Genomic DNA, 24,493 nt, shown 5'->3' with positions numbered 1-24,493 from the left:
CACGACACGAGAGCGGCTTATTCCGCAGACGGCGAAGGGCCCGTGGAGGCAAATTGCCTCCACGGGCCCTTCGGCTGTTACGGGGGCGGCGGGGGCGCCTGAGGCCCCCGGACGCCGGTCCCCCGCGCTAGTCCCTGAAGATGGAGATCAGCCGGAGAAGCTCCAGGTAGATCCACACCAGCGACAGTGTCAGACCGAACGCGGCCAGCCAGGACTCCTCGCGCGGAGCGCCGTACCGGACGCCGTCCTCGACCTGCTTGAAGTCCATCGCCAGGAACGCGGCACCGAGCACGACGCCGATGATCCCGAAGGCGATGCCGAGGCCACCGCTGCGGAAGCCCAGGCCGTCACCGCCGCCGAAGGCGGCGAACAGCAGGTTGACCGCCATCAGCAGGATGAAGCCGATGGCCGCCGCCAGCACGAAGCGCTGGAAGCGCGCGTTCACCCGGATGAGCCGGGTCTTGTACGCGGCGAGCACACCGATGAAGACGGCCATCGTGCCGAGGACCGCCTGCATGGGAGCGCCGGACCAGCGCTCGTTGTAGACCTGGCTGATGACGCCGAGGAAGAGTCCCTCGAAGGCGGCGTACCCCAGGATGAGCGCGGGCGAGGGCGTGCGCTTGAACGCCTGCACCAGACCCAGCACCATCGCGACCAGCGCGGCGCCGATGCCCGCACCGATGGGAAGGTGCGCGATCCAGGCGACGGCGGCCGCGACGACCACGGTGCCCAGCGTCATACCGGTGCGCATGACGACGTCGTCCATCGTCATCCGGCCGGTCTGCTGACCGGCCGGGGGCGCTCCGTACATCTGCTGGAGCTGTTCGGGCGTCAGGTTCTGCTGGCCACCGGCCGCATAGGGGTTGGTCGGTGCCGCTTGCGTCTGCGCGTACGGATTGGTGCCCGCGTACGGGTTGCCCTGGACTGCGGCGGGGCCCCCGGCCTGCTGGGCCGCGCCGAAGCCGGCGTAGCCGCCGCTGCGGCTGAACCCCCGTCGCGAGAAGACCGGGTTGCTGCTCCTCATCTCACTCCTCCATGGCCGCCCTGCGCGACCTTGACTTAAGAGTAATGGGTAAGCAAAGAAAGCACCCTAGTGCCCAAGGAGGATCTTTTCACGCGTGCCCGGACAACGCGAGGTCCCCCCGGGAGCCGGTGCGGGACCGGGCGCGGGCCCTGGTCGCACGGTGGGCGACGGGGCGCGCACGCAGAGTGCGCCCAAGAGATCTGGAGGTGCCCGGAACCGGACTTGAACCGGTACGCCCGCGAGGGGCAGCGAGGTTTAAGCTCGCCGTGTCTGCATTCCACCATCCGGGCAGCGGCTCACCCTGGGACGTACCGAAGTACCTCCCTCCCCACAGGAGAGCAGCACGAGCCTATCCGGGCCGATGGACCCGAACAGCGAATCACCGGACCGAGGTTGTCTTATTTTATTGGCAACTGAGGGCCCATCAGCAGTGGGTCAGGGTACCCGCCGATGCCGGCGCCCGCCGGACCTGCTTATATGCCCTGTGACCCCTTTGACGGCGGATTGACGCAATCTCGATGCCCCCGTTCGGGGGTCCTCTCCTACCCAAGGAGGACTCCGGTCGGGCGCGCGTACGACCCGAGTCGCGCGCAGAACCGGAGGAGCGAGGGATCCCGTCCCCCTTTATGGCAAGGACGATGGAGGGACGTCCCCGGCCGACCGCACCGCACGACAGGAGCTCCGCACCGTGACCACCACCACTCCCGGCGTCGAGACCGCCGCCCGTTCCACGACGGCGGCGGCCCGAGCAACGGACCTCTCCAAGGTCTACGGACAGGGCGAGACACAGGTCGTCGCCCTGGACGCCGTCTCCGTCGAGTTCCGGCAAGCCGAGTTCACCGCGATCATGGGCCCCTCGGGTTCGGGCAAGTCGACGCTGATGCACTGCATGGCGGGCCTGGACTCCGTCTCCAGCGGCTCGGCCCGCATCGGTGACGTCGAGCTGACGGCCCTGAAGGACAAGAAGCTCACCCAACTGCGCCGCGACAAGATCGGGTTCATCTTCCAGGCGTTCAACCTGCTGCCGACGCTGAACGCGCTGGAGAACATCACCCTGCCGATGGACATCGCGGGCCGCAAGGCCGACCCGAAGTGGCTGGACCAGGTCGTGGAGACGGTCGGTCTGGCCGGGCGGCTCAAGCACCGTCCCAGCCAGCTCTCCGGCGGTCAGCAGCAGCGCGTCGCCGTGGCCCGCGCGCTGGCCGGCAAGCCCGAGATCATCTTCGCGGACGAGCCCACCGGAAACCTGGACTCCCGCTCCGGCGCCGAGGTGCTGGGCTTCCTCCGCAACTCGGTGCGCGAACTCGGCCAGACCGTGGTCATGGTGACCCACGACCCGGTCGCCGCGGCCTACGCCGACCGGGTGGTCTTCCTCGCCGACGGCCAGATCGTGGACGAGCTGCTGGACCCGACCGCCGACTCGGTGCTGGACCGCATGAAGCGGTTCGACGCCAAGGGCCGTACGAGCTGACGCGAGGCGCGCGTCCGTCACCGCACGCCGCTCACGCCTCCGCACCTCTTCTCTTCCTCCCCAGGACTGACTTCCATGCTCCGTACCGCCCTGCGCAACGTGCTTGCGCACAAGGCCCGGCTGCTGATGACCGTCCTCGCCGTCATGCTCGGCGTGGCCTTCGTCTCCGGCACCCTGGTCTTCACCAACACCATCTCCGCCGCCTACCAGAAGAGCTCCGAGAAGGGCTTCGACGGCGTCGACGTCGCCATCACCCCGCACAAGTCCGACACCGGCTCCGGCGTCCCAGGACCCACGCCGCGGCTCGGTCAGCAAGTGCTCGACAAGGCGGCCAAGGTGGACGGCGCCGCCTCCGCCACCGGTGTCGTCAAGGGCTACACCGCCCTCGCCGACCGGAACGGCGAGCTGCTCGGCGGCGGCTTCTCCACCCTCGGCGGGAACTACTACCCGGGCCCCGACGGCAAGGACCCGCGGTACACGATGACCGAGGGCCGCGCGCCCAAGGCCGCGGGCGAGATCGCGCTCGACGCCAAGTCCGCCGAGAAGGGCCACTACAAGGCCGGTGACAGCATCCGGGTCTCCGTGAACGGCCCGGTGCGCACCGAGAAGATCTCCGGCGTCTTCACCACCGACGACGGCAACGTGGCGGCGGGCGGCAGCCTCGCGCTGTACGACAACGCCACCGCGCAGAAGCTGTTCGCCAAGCCCGGCCAGTTCGACGAGATCGACGTGAAGGCCGCCTCCGGGACCTCGCAGGCCGCCCTGAAGGCCGCGGTCGACAAGGTGCTGCCCGAGACCGCGCAGGCCGCCACCGGCCAGAAGCTCGCCGACGACCAGGCCGAGCAGATCAAGCAGGGCATGAGCAGCATGCAGACCGCCATGCTGGTCTTCGCCGGGATCGCGCTCTTCGTCGGCATCTTCATCATCGCCAACACCTTCACCATGCTGGTCGCCCAGCGCACCAAGGAGCTGGCCCTGATGCGGGCGGTCGGCGCGAGCCGCCGTCAGGTGACCCGCTCGGTGCTGATCGAGGCCACCGCCGTCGGCGCCGTCGCGGCCGTCGTCGGCATGGCCGCCGGTGTCGGCATCGGCGCCGGGCTGCGCTCGCTGCTCAGCTCCACCGGGGCCGTCGTCCCGGACGGGCCGCTGATCATCGAGCCCACCACCATAGCGGCGTCGCTGCTCGTCGGCGTCGTGGTGACCGTGCTCGCCGCCTGGCTGCCGGGCCGCCGCGCCGCGAAGATCCCGCCGGTCGCCGCCATGAGCAGCGTGCACGCCGCGCCGACGACCCGTGGCCTGGTGGTGCGGAACACGATCGGCGCGCTGCTCGGCGCGGCCGGTGTGGCGCTGGTGCTGTACGGCTCCGGCCAGGGCATGGACGGCAAGGGCCCGATGGCGTTCGGCGCCGCGGTCCTGGTGATCGGCGTCTTCGTGCTCACCCCGCTGCTGTCCCGGCCGCTGATCGCGGCCGCCGCCCCGGTGCTGCGGCTCTTCGGGATGTCCGGCAAGCTCGCCCGGCAGAACGCGGTGCGCAACCCGCGCCGTACCGCCGCCACCGCCTCCGCGCTGATGGTCGGCCTCACCCTGATCACCGGCATGACGGTCATCGCGGGCAGTGTCCAGAAGGGCATCGACCAGATGGCCTCGGACGGCCTGAAGTCCGACTACGTCGTCAGCATGGGCGGCGCCGGCGGCGCGCCGCGGCCGCTGTCCCCGGACGTGGCCAAGAAGCTGGAGAAGCAGCCCGAGGTCACCGCGGTCAGCCCGCTGCGCCAGGCCCCGGCCAAGGTCGGCGGCCAGACCGACTCCCTGACGGGCGTCAACCCCAAGGCCATCAAGCAGCTGGTCGGCGTGGACTTCCTCGACGGGTCGTTCTCCGGCTTCGGCGCGCAGAAGGTCGTCGTCGACGACAAGACCGCCGACCAGAACCACTGGAAGGTCGGTTCGGCCATCCCCGTGACGTACCAGGACGGCCGCAGCGCCAAGCTGACCGTCGGCGGGGTGTACGAGGGCAACCAGATGATCCGCGGGGTCATGGTCGACGCCGCCACCATCACCCCGCACATGGCCACCGTCACCGACTTCCAGGTGATGCTGAAGACCAAGGGCGGGGCGACCGAGGCCAACAAGGACGCACTGACCAAGGCGCTCGGCGAGAACCCGGCCCTCCAGGTCCAGAACAAGAAGGACATCTCCGACAGCATCGCCAAGCTGTTCACCCTGATGCTGAACATGCTCTACGGCCTGCTGGCCATGGCCGTGATCGTCGCGGTGCTCGGGGTCATCAACACCCTGGCCATGTCGGTCTTCGAGCGGTCGCAGGAGATCGGCATGCTGCGGGCCATCGGCCTGGACCGGCGCGGCATCAAGCGGATGGTGCGGCTGGAGTCGCTGGTCATCTCGCTCTTCGGCGGGGTGCTCGGCATCGGCCTCGGCGTCTTCTTCGGCTGGGCGGCCGGTGAGCTGATCTCCACCGGTCTCACGACCTACGAACTGGTCCTGCCGTGGGGCCGGATGGGCCTGTTCCTGGCGATGGCCGCGGTCGTGGGCGTGCTGGCGGCCCTGTGGCCCGCGCGCCGGGCGGCCAAGCTGAACATGCTGGAGTCCATCAAGGCCGAGTAGAGCGGCGTGGAGTGACGCGAACGGGCCTGATGCGCGGGAAGCGCATCAGGCCCGTTCCGTGTTCGGTCAGCCGCGCCAGTCCCGGGTCCGCAGCGGCAGCCCGGACGCGCCGCTCTCCGGCGTACGGACGGCGAGGATCTGGTTGACGCCGATCCGGTTGCGTTCGAACGACAGGGCGGAGGCGGCCATGTAGAGCCGCCAGACCCGGGCCCGGCCCGGGGAGGTCAGCCGCACGGCCTCCGGCCAGGACCGCTCCAGGCTGGCGACCCAGCGGCGCAGGGTGAGCGCGTAGTGCTCGCGGATCGCCTCCACGTCGCGCACCTCGAACCCGGCCTCCTCCAGCTGGGTCACGGTCCGGCCGACGGGGGCCAGTTCGCCGTCGGGGAAGACGTAGCGGTCGATGAACTCGTCCACGTGGTACGCCTCCTCGTCCGGCTCGGGGCGCCGGGCGATCTGGTGGTTCAGCAGCCGCCCGCCGGGGGCCAGCAGCCGGTGCAGGATGGCGGCGTACTCGGCGTACCGCACGGAACCCACGTGCTCGGCCATGCCGATCGAGGAGATCGCGTCGTACGGGCCGTCGTCGATCTCGCGGTAGTCCTGCACCCGGATCTCGATCTTCTCGGTCAGCCCGGCGTCCGCGATGCGCTTACGGGCGTACGACGCCTGCTCCTCGGAGAGCGTGATGCCGACCGCCCGCACCCCGTACTCGCGCGCCGCGTGCAGCACCATCGAGCCCCAGCCGCACCCCACGTCCAGCAGCCGCTGCCCGGGCTCCAGCGCGAGCTTGCGGCAGACCAGGTCGAGTTTGGCCCGCTGCGCCTCTTCCAGCGTGGTGTCCGGTCTTTCCCAGTACGCGCACGAGTAGACCATCGTGGGGCCGAGCACCAGCTCGTAGAAGTCGTTGCCGACGTCGTAGTGGTGGCTGATGGCCTTCTTGTCGCGGCGCAGCGTGTGCAGCGGCCCGCGGGTCGCCCCGGCCTCCTCGCGCGGCGGGGCCGGCGGCAGTCCGGGTCCGGCGAGGGCGACCAGATCGCGGACGGCCGCGCGCACCTTCGGGTCGCGCGCGGCCTTGAGGGCGGCGGCGAGGCGGCTCCGGCGCGGGGCCGCGGGTTCGTCCCGCTCCCACAGCAGCCCGGCCAGCTGCTCCAGCGCCTCGTAGAGGTCGCCCTCGATCTCCAGATCGCCCGCCACCCAGGCCCGGGCCAGGCCGAGTTCGCCCGGCTTCCACAGCATCCGGCGCAGCGCCCTGCGGCGCCGCAGGACGAGAACGGGGGCGCCGGGCGGACCGGTCTCGCTGCGGTCCCAGGCCCGGATGCGGAGGGGGAGCGGGGCTCCCAGCGCCTCCTCGGCCAGGGCGGCGAGTCGCGCGGCGGCGTGGGTCATCTCGGCACACCTCCATGATGGCAAGTCAGGGAAGATACTCACCACGTAAACACCATGGAACCGCCCGTACAGTCCCGCCGACACGTCTGGAAACGGTAAAAAGGCACACGCGAAGGGCGTCCGCCCCACGGATGGCGGACGCCCTCGGCGTTCTCTCGGTATTCAGATGTGCCGGATGTTCAGCTGCCCGGTGCCGGGGGCCGGGGTCAGGACGCCTTGGCCTTCTCCGCGGCGACCTCGGCGGAGGCCTTCGGGGCGGCGGCCGCGGAAACCGGGGCGGCGGCCTCGTAGAACTCCTCGCGGGGGTTCTCCATGGCGCCGAGGGAGACGACCTCGCGCTTGAGGAACATGCCCAGCGTCCAGTCGGCGAATACCCGGATCTTGCGGTTGAAGGTCGGCATCGCCATGCCGTGGTAGCCACGGTGCATGTACCAGGCCAGCCGGCCCTTGAGCTTGATCTTCATCTTGCCGAGGACGATCATCGCGACGCCCTTGTGGAGGCCGAGACCCGCGACGGCGCCCTTGTTGGCGTGCTTGTACTCGCCCTGCGGGAAGCCCCGCATGCCCGAGATCACGTTGTCGCCGAGGACCTTGGCCTGGCGCAGCGCGTGCTGGGCGTTCGGCGGGCACCAGGCGCCCTCGCCGCTGGCGAGGTCCGGCACCTGGGCGTTGTCGCCCGCGGCCCAGATGTAGTCGGTGCCCTTCACCTGGAGGGTCGCGCCGGTGTCCACGTGGCCGCGGGGGCCGAGCGGGAGACCGAACCGGGCGAGCGCCGGGTTGGGCTTGACGCCCGCGGTCCACACGATGGTGTTGGAGTCGACCTCGAGGCCGTTCTTGAGCACCACGTGGCCGTCGACGCAGGAGTTCATCGAGGTGTTGAGGTAGATCTCGACACCGCGGTTCTGGAGGTGCTCCAGACCCCACTGACCGAGCTTCGGGCCCACCTCGGGGAGGATCTTGTCGGCCGCGTCGACGAGCACGAAGCGCATGTCCTCGCGCTTCACGTTCGGGTAGTACTTGGCGGCGTCGCGGGCCATGTCCTCGACCTCGCCGATGGTCTCCGCACCCGCGAAGCCACCGCCGACGAAGACGAAGGTGAGCGCCTTGCGGCGGATGTCCTCGTCCGTGGTGGAGTCGGCCTTGTCGAGCTGCTCGAGAACGTGGTTGCGCAGGCCGATGGCCTCTTCTATGCCCTTCATCCCGATGCCGTTCTCGGCCAGGCCGGGAATCGGGAAGGTGCGGGAGACCGCGCCCATCGCGATGACGAGGTAGTCGAAGGGCAGCTCGTACGACTCGCCGACGAGCGGCTGGACGACGGCGACCTTGCGGTCCTGGTCGATGTTCGACACCCGGCCGGTGAGGACCTCCGCCTTGGGGAGCACACGCCGCAGCGGAACCACGACGTGGCGCGGAGAGATGCTGCCGGCCGCAGCTTCGGGGAGGAAGGGCTGGTACGTCATGTACGAGCGGGGGTCGACGACCGTGACAGTCGCCTCGCCGTACCGCATCTTCTTGAGGATGCGGCGCGCCGCGTACAGGCCTACGTACCCACCGCCTACAACGAGGATCCTGGGACGCTCCGTGGTGCTCATGATTCGAGTATCCAGCACCCCCCGAGGGGGGCCTCGTGAGCCCCTTCACAAGCAATGTGGGGGTATCTGCTACACTCCGCCGCCCCCGTGACGGACGCCATAGCTTGGCCAGGGAACCGGCAGCCGGAGCGAGGCGTTCCCAGCCCCGCTGAGCAGCGATAGTCGTTGAACGCGCGGGTAGACCACGAGGTTCCCGGGCGGCCCGGGGATCGGGCCGATCGGCCATGATCGGGCCCGAGTTGATGAACACCGTCACCAATAGCGGCCCCGAGGCGGCCCAGAAGGCGGCCACCAGGCACCTTTTTCATGTGAAGAGTTTCACGAACTCTTTTGGCGGCGGTCCGCGGAAGGCCCCCGAAGGGCCCTCCACAGCCGCTCAGACGATAGCGAACCCGCTCAGGCGATGCTCCAGGCGATGCCGTCGAGGATGTCGTGTTCGCTCACGACGACCTCCTCGGCACCGGTCCGATTCATGATCGACAGCAGCACCAGGGCGCCCGCGGTGATCACGTCGACCCGGCCCGGATGCATCGCCCCGATCGCCGCCCGCTCCTCGTGGGTCGAGGTCAGCAGCTTGGCCGTGATCTCGCCGACCTGACCGGCGTGGACCCGGGCGTGGTGGATCGCGGCCGGGTCGTACTCGTGAAGCCCCAGCGCGATGGCGGCGACGGTGGTGACCGTACCGGCCAGTCCGACCAGGGTGTGACCGCCCTCGCCGGGGCGGCAGCCGCCGGTGAGCGGCACCGTCTCCTCGGCGAGGTCCAGCGCCCGCTCGATGTCCGCCCTGACGGCCGAGATCTGATCCTCCGTCGGCACCTCCGGGACCTGGCCGTCCACGACGAGATGGCGCTCCGTCAGCCGCACACAGCCGATGTCGACGCTGCGGGCCGCCCGCACCCCGTCGTCGCCGCTGACGAACTCGGTCGAGCCGCCGCCGATGTCCACCACCAGGAACGGACCGCTCAGATGCTCATGTCCGGTCAGCTCCTTGGTCGCCCCGGTGAAGGAGAACGCCGCCTCCTGATCGCCGGTGATCACCTCGGGCTCGACGCCGAGGATGTCCACGACGCCGCGCACGAACTCCTCGCGGTTCTCGGCGTCCCGCGAGGCCGAGGTGGCGACGAAGCGGACGCGCTCGGCGCCCAGCCCGCGTATGACCTCCGCGTACTCCCGGCACGCGGCGAAGGTGCGCTCCAGCGCCTCGGGGGCCAGCCGCCCGGTGCGGTCCACGCCCTGGCCCAGCCGGACGATCGTCATCCGGCGGTCCAGCTCGGTCAGCTCACCCGTGGCCGGGTCGGCGTCGGCGACCAGCAGCCGGATCGAATTGGTGCCGCAGTCCACGGCCGCGACGCGGGTCATGCGGTCTCCTCCTCCGTCGGCTGGGCACAGGGCGCGACGCACGGGCCCTTGCGCCACCACTCGGGCAGCAGCGCGATCGCCTCGTCGCCGAGCGGATTGACCCCGGGACCGGCCGCGAGGGAGTGGCCGACCAGGACGTGCAGGCACTTCACCCGGTCCGGCATGCCGCCCGCGCTCGGGAAGCCCTCCAGCACCTCGATGGCGTCGCGGCGCGCGATGTAGTCCTCGTGGGCGGCCCGGTAGGCGGCGGCCAGCTCGGGGTCCTCGCCCAGCCGGGCCGTCATCTCCTTCATCACGCCCTCGGCCTCCAGCGTGCCGATCGCGGACGCGGCGCGCGGGCAGGTCAGGTAGTACGTGGTGGGGAACGGCGTGCCGTCCTCGAGGCGCGGCGCGGTCTCGACGACATCGGGGTTGCCGCAGGGGCACCGGTGCGCGACGGCGCGCAGGCCCCGCGGGAGGCGGTTCAGCTGCTCCTTGACGGCGGCGATGTCCGCGTCGGTGGGCGCGGTGGGCTCCGTCTGCGGAGGGGGCGTGTCCATGAGTCTCCTTGCGAGGCGGGCACCGACTTCGGCCGGTGAGGCAATCGCTACCCTGACCTCTGGTATGTTCTTTCTGCCCCGGAAGGGGTCGGTTCGGGCTGGACCGCAACCTTCAGGTTGGAAGCCCCCACCTTCGGACGGGGAGCGGAGTCACGAGGGGAAAGTTCTCTTTCTCGATCGGGGTCAGGCCGGAGCGGCCTACGACGTCGGCAAGGCGGGTCAGCGGTGCGCGCTGCCCGCCTTCGGCGCGTCCGCCGTGTCCACGGCGTCCCAGAGGTTGGTGTACCAGGGGCGGTCGCCCGCGCCCCGGTCGGTGGAGCGCTCGGCCCGGGCACCGGGGTCCACCATGCTGAAGCCGGTCTCGCCCGGCATCAGATAGTGCAGATGCTCGCGGGCCTGCCGCTCGATGTACGCCGGGTCGCGCAGCCGGGCCTTCTGCTCGCGGAGCTTGGCCACCTCGGCGCGCTCGCGCTGGGCCTGGCGCCGCTGGTCGGCGATCTCCGAGCGCTGGGAGATGTACTGCCGCATGGGATACGCCAGGGCGACCACCAGGGAGCAGACGACCAGCGCGAGGAGGGCGGCCCGGCCGGTGAGCCGGCTGCGGCGGCGCTTGATCCGGGCACGGTAGACCCGGGCGGCGGCGTGTTCGCCGAGCGCCTTCAGCCTGGTCGCGGTGGAGAACCGATCCGCCGGCACGTCGCCTCCCCGGTGATGACTTCGCTTGAGTAACGCCGTCCCCGGCCACGGTACGGGACCGCGGCCGGGGACAAGCGTCAGACGTGTCCGCTCCTCGAGGTTCGAGAAGCGGTCAGCCCTTGAACCGCGGGAAGGCGGAGCGGCCCGCGTACACCGCGGCGTCGTCGAGGATCTCCTCGATGCGCAGCAGCTGGTTGTACTTGGCCACCCGCTCGGAGCGGGCCGGGGCGCCGGTCTTGATCTGGCCGCAGTTGGTGGCGACGGCCAGGTCGGCGATCGTGACGTCCTCGGTCTCACCGGAGCGGTGCGACATCATGCACTTGAAGCCGCTGCGCTGGGCCAGCTCGACGGCGTCGAGGGTCTCGGTCAGCGAGCCGATCTGGTTGACCTTGACCAGCAGGGCGTTCGCGGTGTCGTTCTCGATGCCGCGGGCCAGCCGCTCGGGGTTGGTCACGAACAGGTCGTCGCCGACCAGCTGGACCTTGTCACCGAGCTGCTCGGTGATCGTCTTCCAGCCGTCCCAGTCCTCCTCGTTCAGCGGGTCCTCGATGGAGACCAGCGGGTACGCCTCGACCAGCTCGGCGTAGTACGCGGTCATCTCGGACGCGGTGCGGGCCTTGCCCTCGAACTGGTAGACGCCGTCCTTGTGGAACTCGGAGGCGGCGACGTCGAGCGCGAGCGCGATGTCCTGGCCGGGCTGGTAGCCGGCCTTCTTGATGGCCTCGACGATCAGGTCGAGGGCGTCCCGGTTGGAGTCGAGGTTCGGCGCGAAGCCGCCCTCGTCACCGAGACCGGTGGACAGGCCGCGCTCCTTCAGCACGCCCTTCAGGGTGTGGTAGACCTCGGCACCCCAGCGCAGGGCCTCGGAGAAGGACTCCGCGCCGACCGGCGCGATCATGAACTCCTGGATGTCCACATTGGAGTCGGCGTGCGAGCCGCCGTTGAGGATGTTCATCATCGGGACCGGCAGCAGGTGCGCGTTCGGGCCGCCGAGGTAACGGAAGAGGGGCAGGTCGGACGCCTCGGAGGCGGCGTGCGCCACGGCGAGGGAGACGCCGAGGATGGCGTTGGCGCCGAGCGAGGACTTGTCCGGAGTGGCATCCAGATCGAACATCGCCTGGTCGATCAGGCGCTGCTCGGTGGCGTCATAGCCGACCAGCTCGGGGCCGATCTGCTCGATGACGGCGAGGACGGCCTTCTCCACGCCCTTGCCGCCATAGCGGTTCTTGTCGCCGTCACGGAGTTCGAGGGCCTCGAAGGCGCCGGTGGAGGCGCCGGACGGGACGGCGGCACGGCCGGTGCTGCCGTCGTCGAGGCCGACCTCGACCTCGACCGTGGGATTGCCTCGCGAGTCGAGGATCTCGCGAGCTACGACGACGTCGATGGACGGCACGAGGTTCTCCTTCGTATGGGTCTTCGGTAGCAGCATGAGCCTAACCGCACCGAAGCCCCGGCGGGGTGCACCGTGGGGGCGGCGCACCCGGCCGGGGCCAGGGGGCGTCTTCCGGATCATGCCTCTGATCCGGCCTGACCCGAAAGACACCCCCTCGTTGACTACGGTGTGGCTGCTCAGCTCAGGTGGAGCTGCTGGCCGGGGAAGATCAGGTCGGCCTTCTGGATGACGTTCTTGTTCAGCTCGAAGAGCTTCTTCCAGCCGCCCTTGACGTCCTCCGTCTTGGCGATCTTGCCAAGGGTGTCACCGGACTTGACCTTGTACTCGCCGTCGCCCTTCTTGATCGGGCCGCGGGTCTCGGCGCGCGCGGCGTGCTCGGGCGCGCTGCGGGGCGCGGCCTTCGGCTTGGCGGACGGGGCCGACTGCGAGGAGTCGGACTGGCTCTGCGACGGGGTGGACGGCGCCGGGGCGGACGGGGCGCCGCCGCTGGTCAGGCCCTTGCCGCAGACCGGCCAGGCGCCCTTGCCCTGGCTGGCCAGGACCTTCTCGGCCACCTGGATCTGCTGGGCCTTGCCGGCCTTGTCGGCGGTGGGTGCGAAGGCGGTACCGCCGTACGCGGCCCAGGTGGAGGAGGAGAACTGAAGGCCGCCGTAGTAACCGTTGCCGGTGTTGATCGACCAGTTGCCGCCGGACTCGCACTGCGCGACCTGGTCCCACTGGGACGTGGTGGCGGCAGAGGCGGACGTCGCACCGATGAGCGGGGTGGCCACGGCGGCTCCGGCGAGGCCGGCGAGCGCTGCGAAACGAGTGGCCTTGGAAGGACGACGGTGCTTGCCCTGAGCGTTGGACATGTTCGTTCGTTTCCTCACCGACGCCTACGAGGTGAGCTGTCGGGTTCGGGCGTGAGTTGCCCGGCTGGGTGCGGGGGTCCGCACCCTGCTTCACCCCTAGCCGCTCGGCCGATCTTGCTGGCCTCCCGGCACTTACCTTGGGTCCCCCGCTCCTGCCTTCGGCGCTGGCGCGTCGGTACCGGACGACCGCCGGCAGGACTCGGCGTGACGGTCGACGGTGCTCGCGGTGGCGAGCGGAAAGACGTTAAACACACGTGCGGGAAACGTTCAAACACCCTTATCCCAGTGAACAGGGCTGTTATCGATCTCACTCGGCCCACATCGGCGCAGGTGGGGCCGGGTGCGGAGAGACCGGACACCTCGGACGCCCCGGAAAATGTGACGAGAGGTATGTCTCACCGGTTCCAGATCGGGCAAATCACCCCGAACTACCGGCTCCTGATGGTGAGATCAAGTCGCTGACCAGGGAGAATGAGATCCGGGTCGGTTCCGATGAGGTTTTCGTTGGACTCGTAGAGCCGACGCCAGTCGGCGCCCAATTCCTGCTTTTCGGCGATTGCTGAAAGGTTGTCACCCGGACGCACCGTGTAGCCGCCATCCGTGGGGTTTTCCGCCCTGTCGGCACCGCCGCGCGAGGCGTGGTCGCTCGGCCGCTGCCCCGTGTCCCGTTCGCCCCGGCGGGCGCCGGAGGTGCCCTCGGAGCCGCGCTCGGTGGAGGAGGGGGTCGGCGAGGGGTCGGACGCGCCGGGGGACGGCGCACCGGAAGAAGGGGACGGGGAGGACGCGCCGCCGTTCGAGCCGTCGGAGTCGTTCGCGTCGTCCGAGTCGTTCGAGTCGTTCGAGTCGTTCGAGTCGCCCGGCGTGGCCGAGTGCTCGGGCCGCTCCGGCCCGGTGGGCGCGTCGGAGGCGTCGGAGGCGTCCGGCGTCTTGCCGGACGGAGCGCCACGGTCCCGGGCGTCGGACCGGTCACGGTCCTCGCGCTCCGCGTCGTCCTGCTGGGAGGGGCGCGCCGTGCTGCCGGGGTTCACGTCCGGGGCGTCGCCGCCGTCGGTCAGCCCGGCGTTCAGCGCGCAGCTGGGCCAGGCGTCCGGGCCGCGGTCGCCGAGGATCGACTCGGCGACGGCTATCTGCTGGGAGCGGCTGGCGAGGTCGGGCCGCGGGGCGTAGCTGGTGCCGCCGTACTTCTTCCACATGTCGAGGGTCAGTTGCAGGCCGCCGTAGAAGCCGTTGCCCTCGTTGGCGCTCCACATCCCGGCGCTCTCGCACTCGGCGACCTGGTCCCATGTGGAGGCGGGGGCTGCCTGGGCGCCGGTCGCTCCGAAGAGCGGGAGGGCGATGCTCGCGCCGGTCACCCCCGCCGCGACGACGATGGCCGGAGCCTGGCGGGGGCGGCGGTGACGTCCGTTCCCGGAAAGCATGCGAATCGCCTCTCGTGTGGGGGCTCGGTTTGTCGGTTGAACATAGCGACGCCACACGATCATCACAAGCCGGTGTATCTCAGGTCACGTCACGGTCACATGGCTGACCGGATGTCACTTTCCCCAGGTCACCGGAAGGGCGCGCAGTCCGCGCATGATGAGCCCGCCACGCCAGCGCAGGTCGTCCGGCTCCACCGCGAGCCGGAGATCCGGGATACGGCGCAGCAGGGTGGCGAGCGCGGTCTGCGCCTCGAGGCGGGCCAGCGGGGCACCCAGACAGTAATGGATGCCGTGGCCGTAACCGAGGTGCTGGTTGTCGGTGCGGGCGAGGTCGAGCACGTCGGGGTCGGCGAAGCGCTCGGGGTCGCGGTCGGCGGCGGCGAGCACCACCAGCACCGGCTCTCCCTCGGCGATGTGCTGCCCGCCGATGGTCACCGGCTCGGTGGCGAACCGCCAGGTGGCCATCTCCACCGGGCCGTCGTAGCGCAGCAGTTCCTCGACCCCGGTGGCGAGCAGTTCCTCGTCCCCTTCTTCCAATGCCCCGTGCAGCCGGGCCCGCTGCCCGGGATGGCGCAGCAGCGCGTAGAGGCCGTTGCCGATCAGATTGACGGTGGTCTCGAAACCCGCGAACAAAAGGATGAAGGCCATCGCCGCGGCCTCGTTCTCGGTGAGATGGTCACCGTGGTCGCTGGCCCGGATCAGATCCGACATCAAGTCGTTGCCGAGCGCGGCGCGCTTACGGTGAATCAACTCGGCCAGATAGGCGCGGATTTTCTTCACCGCGCGGGCCACTCCCCCGCGCGGGCCCCCGCCGTGCCGGATCATCGTTCCGGCCCAGTCCCGGAAGTCGTCCTGGTCCTCGCGCGGAACGCCGAGCAGATCGCAGATCGCGTAGATGGGGAGAGGAAAGGCGAACTCGTGGATGAGGTCCGCCTCTCCCCGGTCCGCGAAGGCGTCGATGAGGTCGTCGGTCAGCTCGCGCACCCGCGGGGCGAACGCGGCAACGCGGCGCGGGGTGAACGCCTTGGACACCAGCCGCCGCAGCCGGGTGTGGTCCGGGGGATCGATATTGAGCAGATGTGTCATCAGATCCGCGCGCTGCTCGCCCGGGATGCCCACTTTGCCCCGGGCGTGAGCGGACTCACTATGCCGCTGGGGGTTCTTCGAGAGCCGGGCGTCGGCGAGGGCCTGACGGGCATCGGCGTAGCGGGTCACCAGCCAGGCTTCGACCCCGCTGGGGAGCGTGGTGCGATGCACCGGGGCGTGCTCGCGTAGCCAGGCGTATGCGGGGTAGGGATCAGTGGCGAACTCCCAGGTGAAGAGGGTGGGAGCGGAGGCGGGGCAGGGCTGATCGGACACGCCCCGACGATACCGGCCGCGACCCGTGGATTCCGATACGCCACTTATCGGAAGTAAATCCATAACGCGAAAGTAACGCCAATTAATGTCGAAGTAATTCGACGACCTTCTCCACACACCCTCCACGATGCGCTCACAGTGCGCGGTGAATGCCCGATATCTGACGGCTGCGACCATCGCCCGGAACGGCCCGCGGCGCCCACCACTCCGACCTGCGGAACATGCGCTGACGTCGCCCAATGAGGCAAAATGCGGGGATGGCTGAAACAGTGTCAGGTGGTTGAATGAGACTCCGGCACATGCACGGGGCCTCCTGCCTCTGGTGATACGATCACCGCGCTTGCCAGGCGAGCCAAGGGCCCGTAAGACACACGGCGATCCGGTAAATCAGCCGAGAGGGTTACCACTCTGAGGAGCACTATGCCGCCAGTTGGGCATATGGAGCCGTGCCGGCGCACCCCTGCCTGTGCGCTGCCCGCGGCAGGTCGAGGGCGGTACGCCCGGTCCCCTCGGGCGCCGTACGGGCGCTGACTTACCGCCGCTTCTCCATATCACCCGGATTCTTACCAGCACCAACCCTTCAGTCCCTGGCGGTCTAGTCGTTTAAAGAGAGTCTTATGACGCATTACATACAGGATCCTGCGCTCTGGGCCCTGATCGCTGGCACGCCTCTCGCCGCAACCGCCATTATCCGCGGGCGAAAAGCGAGAGCGAAGCTCAGTACCGAGAAGGCGGAACTCGAGAACCGCACCGCCGAACTCGAAAACAACTACGCGGCAGCGGTTCAGGACGCTCAGATACGCTCCGAGGAAGCCACCAAGAGCGCGCTGAAATCCGCCATGCGGACGCTTCAGGGTCTTGCCAACGAACAGCAGCTGGCGATCACGAAGCTCCAGGACCGCTACGGCGAGCACCACATTCTCCAGGACCTGCTGGAGATCGACCACATGAACTCGCAGTTCGGCCGCCGTGCGCAGTCGATCGCCGTTCTGTGTGACGGCTGGCTGGGCCGTCAGCGGGCCGTCGCCTCCGTCTACGACGTGGTGCGCAGCGCGAAGGGCCGCATCCGCCACTACACGCGCGTCGAGATCCGCTCCCAGAGCAACTTCGCTCTGGTCAGCCGGGCCGTCGAACCGGTCGCGCTGGCCCTCGCCGAGCTGCTGGACAACGCGACCAGCTACTCCGCCCCCGACTCCCCCATCGACATCACCATCCGCACCGTCCCCAAGGGCGTCTGCATCATCATCGACGACGCCGGCGTCGGTATGAACGAGGAGGAGAAGAACCGGGCCGACGAACTGCTCTCCGCCCAGCGCGCGGCGGGTGTCACGGGTCTGGGGAACCCGCCACAGTTCGGTTTCGCGGTGATCGGCGTGCTCGCCTCCCGCTACGGATTCACGGTCTCCGTCGACTCGGCCTCTCCCTACGGTGGTGTGCGCGCGGTAGTGCTTCTTCCCGAGGACCTCCTGACCAACATGCCCGAGCCGGAAGAACAGCCCGCGCCCCGTACGTCCCAGGCGGACGCCGCCCCCGAAGAGAGCGATTCCACCGCGGGCGGCCTGCCCAAACGCCGACGCAAGGGGTCCATCTCCATCGTGCCGCGATCAGACGAGGCGAACGCCCCGGCCCGGACGAGCGAGGAAACCGCTTCGATCATGGGCGCGTTCCAGCGCGGCACACAGTCCGGACGCTCCGCAAACCCGAACAGGGAAGGGCATGATCCTCAGTGAACAACGACCTGTCATGGATGCTTGACAGCGCCCTGGAAGTACCCGGGGCACGTCACGCGATCCTGGTGTCCGCCGACGGTCTGCTGATGGCCCGATCTCAAGAGGTCAGGAAGGACGAGGCCGACACCGTCGCCGCCGCGATGAGCGGTATCCAGTCGCTGAGCCGCACCATGGCCGGCTTCTGCGGCGGCCCTCATATGAACTGGCGTCAGACCCTGGTGGAGTTCGACGGCGGCTGGGTCTTCCTGATCTCGGCCGGCGAGGGCGCGTACCTGGCGGTCTCCTCCGCGCCCGATGTCGACATGGCCGACATCACCTTCCGTATGCAGCAGCTCGTCGGTCAGCTCGGCAAGGCGCTGACCACTCCGCCCCGCGAAACGGGCGTTCAGGCATGACCGCCCCGGAGGAGCAGGAGCCCGAGACCGCCGGATTAGTGCGACCGTACGTCATCACCAACGGCCGCGGGCTCCCGGACACCGACCAGTTCAACCTGATCACCCTGGTCACCGCATCCGAACAGAGACGTGCTCCGACGCTCGACCCGGAGAAGCGGAGCCTGCTGGACCTGTGTTCAGGGGGCTATCTCTCGGTTGCCGAGATCGCGGGCCACATGGGGCTGCCGATCGGCATCGTCAAGGTCCTGCTGTCCGACCTGTCGTCGGACGGCTACCTGGTCACGCGCGCCCCCGCGCCCCCCGCCCAGCTCGTCGACGTTTCACTCCTTCAGGAGGTACTGGATGGTCTCCAGGCCCGCTTCGGATGAGGACGTCTATCTGGACGACGCGGTGCAGATCGCGGCCAAGATCCTGGTCGTGGGGCACTTCGCGGTCGGAAAGACGACGTTCATCGGCACCATGTCCGAAATCCCCCCGCTGCGCACCGAGGAACGGATGACGCAGGCCGGTGCGCACGTCGACGATCTGATGGGCACCCGCGGCAAGACCACGACCACGGTGGCCATGGACTTCGGCCGCCTCACGCTGAGCGAACGCCTTGTCCTCTATCTCTTCGGAACACCCGGACAGGAGCGCTTCGTCCAGGTGTGGGAGGACATGACGCGGGGTGCGCTCGGAGCGCTGATCCTGGTCGATCCGGAACGCCTCAAGGAATCCTTCCCGGTGATCGACCTGGTGGAACAGTACGGACTCCCCTATGCGATTTCCGTCAACCACTTCGATGGCACACCTGTCCGTCCCGATGGGGAACTGCGCGAGGCACTGGACCTGCTGCCCGAGACACCTGTCGTCACCTGTGACGCGCGTGACGAGAAGTCATCGGCCAATGCGCTGATGGCGCTTGTTCGCTACCTGCAGGAACGTACCCGCTAGGAGCACGTAATGGAGACACAATCGGACTTCCCGGTTCCGCCACCGGGCTGCCCTGCCCATCGCGGCAGCGGCGAGCGGGTGCCGCTGCACGGGCCCGAGTTCGCGGCCGATCCGGATGCCTTCTACGCACACCTCCGGTCGTACGGGCCGATCGCCCCGGTCGAGCTGTCGCCCGGGGTGGAGGCCAACCTCGTCACGGACTACTCGGCGGCCCTCCAGGTGCTACAGAACCCGGATGCCTTTGCCAAGGATGCCCGACGATGGCGTGATTTCAACGAAGGCAAAGTACCGCAGAACAGTCCGGTTGTGCCCATGCTGGGATATCGCCCGAACTGTCTGTTCACCGACGGGGCGGAGCACCTGCGGCTGCGCCAGGCGGTGACGGACAGCCTGGCGGGGGTGGACCCCCACTGGCTGAGCCGGCACGTCGAGCAGGTCGCCTCCTATCTCATCGCCCAATTCAGCGCCCGCGGCTCGGTCGACCTCCTCAACGACTACGCCAAGATGCTGCCGCTGCTGGTCTTCAACGAGCTTCTCGGCTGCCCGCCGGAAATCGGTGACCGACTGATCTTCGGCACCTCGGGGATTTTCGACGGCGGGGTCGACGCGGAAAAGGCCAACGAGGAGCTGACCCAGGGCCTGCTCGAACTGGTCGCGCTCAAGCGGCGGCAGCCGGGGAACGATGTCACCTCCCGGCTGATGCAGCACGGCGCGAAGCTGAGCGACGAGGAGATGATTCATCAGCTCGTCATGCTCATCTCGGCCGGTACGGAACCGCAGCGGAACCTCATCGCCAACGGGCTCTACCTCATGCTGTCCGACGAGCGGTATTCGGGTGGCGGGCTGCTGGTGGAGGACGCCATCGACGACGCCCTCTGGAATCTGGCCCCGATGGCGAACTACGCCCCGCACTATCCCGTGCAGGACACGGAATTCGGTAATACGCGGCTGGCCGCGGGCGATTTGATTCTCATCAGCTTCGCTGCGGCAAATACGGACCCCAAGCTCTCCTCGTCCCGCCAGCTCCTGAGCAAGCGGGCCCACCTCGCGTGGAGCGCCGGACCGCACGCCTGCCCGGCCAAGGACCCCGCTCAGCTCATCGCCGTTGCGGCCATCGAGAAGCTGCTCAACCAGCTCCCCGACATCGAGCTCGCGGTGCCCGTCGACAGCCTGACCTGGCGTCCCGGCCCGTTCCACCGGGCGCTCGCCGGGCTGCCCGCCCGCTTCGCCCCGGTGCAGCCCCGGCAGACCGCCGCACCGCCGACCGGGCAGCGGCAGGCCCCCTCGGCCACTCCTTCGGCCACCCCTCGGAGCCGCCCCCAGGAAAAGCCGGAGAAGGGTAGCTGGTGGAGCTCCTTCTTGGCGTGGTGGAAGGTGTGACGTTGTCCACAATTCGAACCTATTTCACCCTGAATGAATGTTCAAACAAAGGGGTAGAACCTATCGCGAATTCGCGTGATCCACACATCACTCTCGGTAATTCGCGCGAAAAGAGATAAGCATGCCCGGGGTGCTGGACTGAAGGAGTCATTGTGGAATCTGTCGCTGCCGGCAGCATTGTCGACCGACGTTCCGTAGTTTCACTCATGTCCCGCCTTCGCTCATCGCGAGGACAGTCGAACCCCTACCCGATCTACGCGGAACTCAGGGCGATGGGAGATGTGGTGCCCGCGCCCTGGGGCGGCTATCTACTTCTCTCCCACGATATCTGCGACCAAGTGTTGCGCAGTAAGAAATGGGCGACCTTCGACGCTGAATGGCGGGCCCGACAGGGCGACGTAAACCGCTGGAACGCGCCGGCCGCCCGACAGCTCAGCCAAACCCTTCAGGGATTGAATCCGCCGGTGCACACCTTGCAGCGGCGGTCCCTGGGCAACATATTCGACCGATTCACCCTCGACACCCTCGAGGAACCGGTCTCACGCATCGCCGACACGCTGCTCGACCGCCTCGGCGAGCAGCTGCGCACCACCAAGGAAGCGGATTTCGCTACCACGGTCGGCGAGGAAATGCCAGCGGCAACAATCAGCCATTGGCTGCGCCTTCCGGAGTCGGATCACGACCTCCTCAAGTCCCTGACCCACGGTCAGGGACTCGCGCAGGAACTCCTGCCCTCCAAGAGCCAGCTCGTCCAGGCGAACGAGGCCGCCGAGGGCCTGCGTACGTACTTCACCGAGGTCATCCGGGAGCGCCGGCAGGGCCTCGGGGACGATGTCCTCTCCGACTGGATCCGCATCTGGGACGAGATCGAGCCGGACCGCGCCGTCGCCGACGAAACCCTCTACCACCTGGTGATGTTCATCGTCATCGCCTCGTTGGAGACCACCTCGACCCTGCTCTCCAACATGGTGTGGCTGCTCGATCAGCACCCCGGGAGCATGGCCTGGCTGCGGTCCCACCCCGAGCAGGTGCCGCAGGCCGTCGAGGAGGTGCTCCGCTACGACCCGCCGATCCATCTGACGACCCGGGTCGCCACCGAGGACACCATTCTCTCCGGCTTTCGAATAGCGAGGGACGAGGTGGTTCACGTGATGCTCGGCGCCGCCAACCACGATCCGGCACACCACACGGATCCGGACACCTTCGACATCCTCCGCACGGGAAGTCATCTCGGTTTCGGCGGCGGAATCCACTACTGCATCGGAGCGGCCCTGGCCCGGCTGGAGGCCATCGTTCTGCTGAAGTCCCTCGTCAGGCGTTTTCCGACCCTCCGCGTCACCGCTCCCCCGGTGTGGGAGCCGCGCGTCGCCTTCCGGCGGCTCACCGCGCTGCACGTGACCGAGCGCTGAATTCCGGCCGAAAGACGCCGAAAGACGAGGACCCCATGTTCAACGATCTCAAGACCCTGCGCATCACCGGCGACGGACCCGAACTCCGGGTGGAACTCAACACTCCGGAGACCGGTAACGCGATCAGCGAGGAGATCCTCGACGATCTCCTCGTGGTGCTGGAAGAAGTGCACAACCGGCCGGACATCCGGGTGTTGGTGCTCTCCGGCGCCGGAGCCGATTTCTGCCGGGGCGGGGACCGTCATGAATTCGCCGGTCAACTCGCCCACGACCCCACCGGATCGGGCCTGCTGACCATCGGCGGGAAGGCACGCAGAGTATGCGACGGGCTCGCCACGACCGCCGCCGTCACCATCGCCCGGCTGCACGGACAGGTCATCGGGGCGGGTCTGGCGCTCGCCCTCTTCTGCGATCTGCGCATCGGCGCGTTCGACAGCCGCTTCCGGCTGCCCGAACTCGCCCTCGGCCTCCCGGCCGCCTGGGGCGGCTCCCTGCCGCGGCTGCTGCACGAGGCGGGCGCCGCCAGGATCCGCGAGCTGATCCTGACCGGGAACAGCTTCGACGCCGCCCGCGCGGAACAGCTGTCCGTCCTGCACCGGGTGGTCCCCGAAACCGAGCTGGACGACGCGATCAGGGAGTGGTCCAAGCCCGTGCTGCGGCGCTCGGCGGCGGCCCTGCGCACCACCAAGGCCCTGCTGAACTCCTACGCGGCCGCCTCCCGGCTCGGCGACACCACCCTGCTGGACGCCGAGGTGCTGTCGGCCGTGGTCGCGGCGGGCCAGCGGCGCTAGGCGGGGCGCGGCGGCCCGGCCGTCAGCCGCTGCCGAACGATCCGCTGCTGCCCTCGCTCCAGGTCTTCCGGCCCTCGCTGCCGCCCGAGCCGGAGTCCCTGGTGCCCGAGCCGCCCAGCTGGTGCGGGCGGCGCCGGACGCCGTCCGGGGACAGCTCCTCGGGCTCCCGGTTCTGCGTCTGGTAGCCGACCCGGTCCTGATCGTCCTGATGTCCGGGACCGTGACCCGCCTGCCGGGCCTCGCGGTCGCTCTCGTTCACCTGCTGCCAGGCACCGGAGCGGGGCTTCGGCTCCTGGGAGGCCACCGGTTCGCGGGCCCGTACCCGTATGCCGTACCAGGTGGCCACGATGAGGATCACGACCACCACGATGCCGACGACGAGCGGCCCCGTACCGACCACGAAGTCGTGGGGCACCGCAAGATCCATGGCGTACGTATCCATGGCGGCCGGGTACCCCGCACCGGCCGGTTAACCCGTCCCGCTCAGGCCGTGCCCTCCACCGCCAGGATCGCGTCCCGGTAGGCGCGGGCAGCGGCGCGCAGCGCCGTCTCCGGCTCCACGCCCGCCTCCTTGGCGCGGATCGCCAGCGCCAGCAGCTCGTAGCCGAAGCCCTCGCCCTCCGGCGGGGCGACCGCGAGCCCGGCGGTACGGGCGCGGGAGGCGAGCTGGGCGGCGAGGGCGAGCGAGGGCTGACCGAGCGGCACTCCTTCGGTGACCGAATCGCGCTGCTTCTCGGCCGCCTTGGTGCGCAGCCAGTGCGCCTTGACGTCCTCGGCGGTCTCCGCGGCCTCCTCGCCGAAGACATGCGGATGGCGGCGGATCAGCTTGTCCACGATGGCCCCGGCCACATCGTCGACCGAGAACGGCTCGTCCTCGTGCTCCTGCGCGATCCGGGCGTGGAAGACGACCTGGAGCAGCACATCGCCCAGCTCCTCGCGCAGCGCCTCCCGGTCGCCCTCCTCGATGGCCTCGACGAGTTCGTACGCCTCCTCGATGCCGTACTTGACCAGCTCCTCGTGGGTCCGCGCCCCGCTCCACGGGCACTCCGCGCGGATCCGGTCCATCACCTGGACCAGGTCCAGCAGCCGGGCGCCCGGCAGGTCGTACGAACCGGGCAGCAGCTCCAGGTCCGGCATCGCCTCGCGGCCCGAGCCCGCCAGCCGGGCCAGCCCGTCGGTCAGCGCGGATTCGCCGTCGGCCGAGGTGATCACGACGGCGCTGCGGCCGCCCTCCGCGACGCAGTAGTCGACCAGCTCGCGCGCCGCCGGGACCGCGTGCTCGACCTCGATGCCCGCCTCGCGCAGATACGGCAGCTGCGGATGATCGGGGTCCCCGCACAGCACCCGGTCGGCGCCGCGCAGCGCCTGCCAGGCGGGCCAGGAGAGCAGTCCGGGCGCCACCCGGTGGCTGGTGGTGAGGAGGACGACGCGGCCGGTGGCGAGGTCGGCCGCGGGGGCGGCGGAGTCAGGCGTGGTCACCCTTGAAACGTAACCTACGCCGGTTGCTGCGAGGCGGTGGAGGTGCGCAGCCAGGCCTCCTTGGCGAGGACCGCGGTGCCCTTGGTGTCGTCCCAGCTGCCGTAGCGCGGGTTGACCTTGATCGCGAGGTCCTTGGAGGTGCGGGTGAAGACCGCGTTGACCTTGGCGACGCCGAGCTTGCGCAGCAGCGCGGTGCGGGTCAGCTCCATGCGGACGGCACCGTCGATCTGGTCCGGGGCGATGCCCTGCTCCAGGTAGGCGGCGCGCAGTGCGGCGGCCCCGCCGGACTGCTGCTCGGCGGCGGCGCGGGCGCGCTGCACCGCGCGGCGGCTGACGCCGATCCCGTTGTCCTGGCCGGCCCGCTCGATGACCTTGAACTGGATCATGCGGATGAGGGTGTTCTGGGTCAGCTGCCCGCTGGCGGCCACCAGCTGGTCCGCCCTCGGGGAGCCGCGCTGCGCGTCCCGCACGTCCTTCACCTGGGCCTGGAGCTGCGACTCGGTGATCCGGCCGTCGTCCAGGACGGCGGCGGAACCGGCCCGCGGGGTGCCACCGCAGGCGGTGAGCAGGGGAGCGCAGACCAGCAGGGCGGACGCGGCGGAGACGGAGAGCGCAGTACGGCGGCGGATCATTGAGCCTCCCGGCAGAGATCGTGCGGCGCGACAAACG

The 24,493-nt window shown here is 69.3% G+C and carries 22 protein-coding genes, 1 tRNA gene and 1 riboswitch; of the genes, 9 read left to right on the top strand and 14 right to left on the bottom strand.

From position 1 onward, the window contains the following. Positions 1–127: 127 nt before the first annotated feature. Together LCH29_RS15915 and LCH29_RS15910 are read right to left on the bottom strand one after the other, a co-directional pair. Positions 128–1,024, bottom strand: a complete 897-nt coding sequence (locus LCH29_RS15915; RefSeq protein ID WP_446462392.1) for a Bax inhibitor-1/YccA family protein — start codon at positions 1,022–1,024, stop codon at positions 128–130. A gap of 207 nt (positions 1,025–1,231) precedes the next feature. Then, a tRNA-Leu gene (locus LCH29_RS15910) sits at positions 1,232–1,314 on the bottom strand. A 398-nt stretch (positions 1,315–1,712) separates the two neighbouring features. Between LCH29_RS15910 and LCH29_RS15905 the strand changes: the two genes are divergently transcribed. After that, positions 1,713–2,495 (top strand): ABC transporter ATP-binding protein, encoded by a 783-nt coding sequence (locus tag LCH29_RS15905; protein ID WP_446462391.1) that lies wholly within the window; start codon positions 1,713–1,715, stop codon positions 2,493–2,495. 75 nt (positions 2,496–2,570) lie between these two features. Beyond that, positions 2,571–5,117: an ABC transporter permease gene (locus LCH29_RS15900; RefSeq protein ID WP_446462390.1), complete on the top strand. Its 2,547-nt coding sequence runs from the start codon at positions 2,571–2,573 to the stop codon at positions 5,115–5,117. A gap of 66 nt (positions 5,118–5,183) precedes the next feature. On the opposite strand, the gene LCH29_RS15895 is transcribed toward LCH29_RS15900, so the two are convergent. The 9 genes from LCH29_RS15895 to LCH29_RS15855 form a co-directional block, all read right to left on the bottom strand. Beyond that, positions 5,184–6,500 (bottom strand): class I SAM-dependent methyltransferase, encoded by a 1,317-nt coding sequence (locus tag LCH29_RS15895; protein ID WP_446462389.1) that lies wholly within the window; start codon positions 6,498–6,500, stop codon positions 5,184–5,186. Positions 6,501–6,706: 206 nt separating this feature from the next. Continuing rightward, positions 6,707–8,092, bottom strand: a complete 1,386-nt coding sequence (locus LCH29_RS15890; protein WP_446462388.1) for an NAD(P)/FAD-dependent oxidoreductase — start codon at positions 8,090–8,092, stop codon at positions 6,707–6,709. A 396-nt stretch (positions 8,093–8,488) separates the two neighbouring features. Beyond that, a complete protein-coding gene (locus tag LCH29_RS15885) occupies positions 8,489–9,451 on the bottom strand; it encodes a Ppx/GppA phosphatase family protein (protein WP_446462387.1) in 963 nt (320 codons plus the stop codon). Then, on the bottom strand, positions 9,448–9,990 hold the full coding sequence (locus LCH29_RS15880; RefSeq protein WP_446462386.1) for a DUF501 domain-containing protein: 543 nt from the start codon (positions 9,988–9,990) through the stop codon (positions 9,448–9,450). The genes LCH29_RS15885 and LCH29_RS15880 overlap by 4 nt, the downstream gene beginning before the upstream one ends. Before the next feature lie 219 nt (positions 9,991–10,209). Continuing rightward, positions 10,210–10,686, bottom strand: coding sequence for an FtsB family cell division protein (locus LCH29_RS15875; RefSeq protein WP_446462385.1), 477 nt, complete (start codon positions 10,684–10,686; stop codon positions 10,210–10,212). A gap of 112 nt (positions 10,687–10,798) precedes the next feature. After that, on the bottom strand, positions 10,799–12,115 hold the full coding sequence (eno, locus tag LCH29_RS15870) for a phosphopyruvate hydratase (RefSeq protein WP_446462384.1): 1,317 nt from the start codon (positions 12,113–12,115) through the stop codon (positions 10,799–10,801). Between the two features lie 140 nt (positions 12,116–12,255). Beyond that, positions 12,256–12,930, bottom strand: a complete 675-nt coding sequence (locus LCH29_RS15865) for a transglycosylase family protein (protein ID WP_446462383.1) — start codon at positions 12,928–12,930, stop codon at positions 12,256–12,258. 6 nt (positions 12,931–12,936) lie between these two features. After that, positions 12,937–13,104, bottom strand: a riboswitch (cyclic di-AMP (ydaO/yuaA leader). Positions 13,105–13,358: 254 nt separating this feature from the next. Then, the gene (locus LCH29_RS15860) at positions 13,359–14,348 is read right to left on the bottom strand and encodes a transglycosylase family protein (protein ID WP_446462382.1); all 990 of its coding nucleotides are present in this window, start codon (positions 14,346–14,348) and stop codon (positions 13,359–13,361) included. Positions 14,349–14,462: 114 nt separating this feature from the next. Beyond that, on the bottom strand, positions 14,463–15,707 hold the full coding sequence (locus tag LCH29_RS15855) for a cytochrome P450 family protein (RefSeq protein WP_446462381.1): 1,245 nt from the start codon (positions 15,705–15,707) through the stop codon (positions 14,463–14,465). Positions 15,708–16,324: 617 nt separating this feature from the next. Between LCH29_RS15855 and LCH29_RS15850 the strand changes: the two genes are divergently transcribed. From LCH29_RS15850 to LCH29_RS15820, 7 genes are all read left to right on the top strand, one after another. Beyond that, the gene (locus LCH29_RS15850) at positions 16,325–17,437 is read left to right on the top strand and encodes an ATP-binding protein (protein WP_446462380.1); all 1,113 of its coding nucleotides are present in this window, start codon (positions 16,325–16,327) and stop codon (positions 17,435–17,437) included. Next, positions 17,434–17,832 (top strand): roadblock/LC7 domain-containing protein, encoded by a 399-nt coding sequence (locus LCH29_RS15845; protein ID WP_009717316.1) that lies wholly within the window; start codon positions 17,434–17,436, stop codon positions 17,830–17,832. Before LCH29_RS15850 ends, LCH29_RS15845 begins: the two co-directional genes overlap by 4 nt. Beyond that, positions 17,829–18,200 (top strand): DUF742 domain-containing protein, encoded by a 372-nt coding sequence (locus LCH29_RS15840; RefSeq protein WP_063736062.1) that lies wholly within the window; start codon positions 17,829–17,831, stop codon positions 18,198–18,200. Before LCH29_RS15845 ends, LCH29_RS15840 begins: the two co-directional genes overlap by 4 nt. Beyond that, complete coding sequence (locus LCH29_RS15835) at positions 18,175–18,765, top strand: GTP-binding protein (protein WP_446462379.1); 591 nt, start codon at positions 18,175–18,177, stop codon at positions 18,763–18,765. Before LCH29_RS15840 ends, LCH29_RS15835 begins: the two co-directional genes overlap by 26 nt. Before the next feature lie 9 nt (positions 18,766–18,774). Continuing rightward, a complete protein-coding gene (locus tag LCH29_RS15830; protein ID WP_446462378.1) occupies positions 18,775–20,145 on the top strand; it encodes a cytochrome P450 in 1,371 nt (456 codons plus the stop codon). Positions 20,146–20,609: 464 nt separating this feature from the next. Next, complete coding sequence (locus LCH29_RS15825) at positions 20,610–21,554, top strand: cytochrome P450 (RefSeq protein ID WP_446462377.1); 945 nt, start codon at positions 20,610–20,612, stop codon at positions 21,552–21,554. Positions 21,555–21,589: 35 nt separating this feature from the next. Continuing rightward, positions 21,590–22,345, top strand: coding sequence for an enoyl-CoA hydratase/isomerase family protein (locus LCH29_RS15820; protein ID WP_446462376.1), 756 nt, complete (start codon positions 21,590–21,592; stop codon positions 22,343–22,345). A gap of 22 nt (positions 22,346–22,367) precedes the next feature. Here LCH29_RS15820 and LCH29_RS15815 read toward each other — a convergent pair whose 3' ends face one another. Genes LCH29_RS15815 through LCH29_RS15805 form a run of 3 tightly spaced genes read right to left on the bottom strand, consistent with a single transcriptional unit; the run spans position 22,368 to position 24,456 of the window. After that, positions 22,368–22,787, bottom strand: coding sequence for a DUF6479 family protein (locus LCH29_RS15815; RefSeq protein ID WP_446462375.1), 420 nt, complete (start codon positions 22,785–22,787; stop codon positions 22,368–22,370). Positions 22,788–22,828: 41 nt separating this feature from the next. Then, positions 22,829–23,824 carry a nucleoside triphosphate pyrophosphohydrolase gene (locus LCH29_RS15810; RefSeq protein ID WP_446462374.1) on the bottom strand — a complete coding sequence of 332 codons (996 nt, stop codon included), beginning with the start codon at positions 23,822–23,824 and terminating at the stop codon, positions 22,829–22,831. Positions 23,825–23,838: 14 nt separating this feature from the next. Beyond that, the gene (locus tag LCH29_RS15805) at positions 23,839–24,456 is read right to left on the bottom strand and encodes a SurA N-terminal domain-containing protein (protein WP_179934883.1); all 618 of its coding nucleotides are present in this window, start codon (positions 24,454–24,456) and stop codon (positions 23,839–23,841) included. Positions 24,457–24,493 lie beyond the last annotated feature (37 nt).

The sequence above is a fragment of the Streptomyces sp. BRA346 genome, from assembly GCF_052851135.1.
This window is presented reverse-complemented; position numbering and strand designations above follow the sequence as displayed.

Excerpts from the sequence above, each read along its gene's own strand:
- LCH29_RS15885 (WP_446462387.1), bottom strand. The coding sequence starts at position 9,451 with ATGACCCGCGTCGCGGCCGTGGACTGCGGCACCAATTCGATCCGGCTG.
- LCH29_RS15900 (WP_446462390.1), top strand. The coding sequence starts at position 2,571 with ATGCTCCGTACCGCCCTGCGCAACGTGCTTGCGCACAAGGCCCGGCTG.
- LCH29_RS15865 (WP_446462383.1), bottom strand. The coding sequence starts at position 12,930 with ATGTCCAACGCTCAGGGCAAGCACCGTCGTCCTTCCAAGGCCACTCGT.
- LCH29_RS15860 (WP_446462382.1), bottom strand. The coding sequence starts at position 14,348 with ATGCTTTCCGGGAACGGACGTCACCGCCGCCCCCGCCAGGCTCCGGCC.
- LCH29_RS15880 (WP_446462386.1), bottom strand. The coding sequence starts at position 9,990 with ATGGACACGCCCCCTCCGCAGACGGAGCCCACCGCGCCCACCGACGCG.
- LCH29_RS15850 (WP_446462380.1), top strand. The coding sequence starts at position 16,325 with ATGACGCATTACATACAGGATCCTGCGCTCTGGGCCCTGATCGCTGGC.
- LCH29_RS15830 (WP_446462378.1), top strand. The coding sequence starts at position 18,775 with ATGGAGACACAATCGGACTTCCCGGTTCCGCCACCGGGCTGCCCTGCC.
- LCH29_RS15840 (WP_063736062.1), top strand. The coding sequence starts at position 17,829 with ATGACCGCCCCGGAGGAGCAGGAGCCCGAGACCGCCGGATTAGTGCGA.
- LCH29_RS15915 (WP_446462392.1), bottom strand. The coding sequence starts at position 1,024 with ATGAGGAGCAGCAACCCGGTCTTCTCGCGACGGGGGTTCAGCCGCAGC.
- eno (WP_446462384.1), bottom strand. The coding sequence starts at position 12,115 with ATGCTGCTACCGAAGACCCATACGAAGGAGAACCTCGTGCCGTCCATC.
- LCH29_RS15890 (WP_446462388.1), bottom strand. The coding sequence starts at position 8,092 with ATGAGCACCACGGAGCGTCCCAGGATCCTCGTTGTAGGCGGTGGGTAC.
- LCH29_RS15835 (WP_446462379.1), top strand. The coding sequence starts at position 18,175 with ATGGTCTCCAGGCCCGCTTCGGATGAGGACGTCTATCTGGACGACGCG.
- LCH29_RS15815 (WP_446462375.1), bottom strand. The coding sequence starts at position 22,787 with ATGGATACGTACGCCATGGATCTTGCGGTGCCCCACGACTTCGTGGTC.
- LCH29_RS15805 (WP_179934883.1), bottom strand. The coding sequence starts at position 24,456 with ATGATCCGCCGCCGTACTGCGCTCTCCGTCTCCGCCGCGTCCGCCCTG.
- LCH29_RS15820 (WP_446462376.1), top strand. The coding sequence starts at position 21,590 with ATGTTCAACGATCTCAAGACCCTGCGCATCACCGGCGACGGACCCGAA.
- LCH29_RS15895 (WP_446462389.1), bottom strand. The coding sequence starts at position 6,500 with ATGACCCACGCCGCCGCGCGACTCGCCGCCCTGGCCGAGGAGGCGCTG.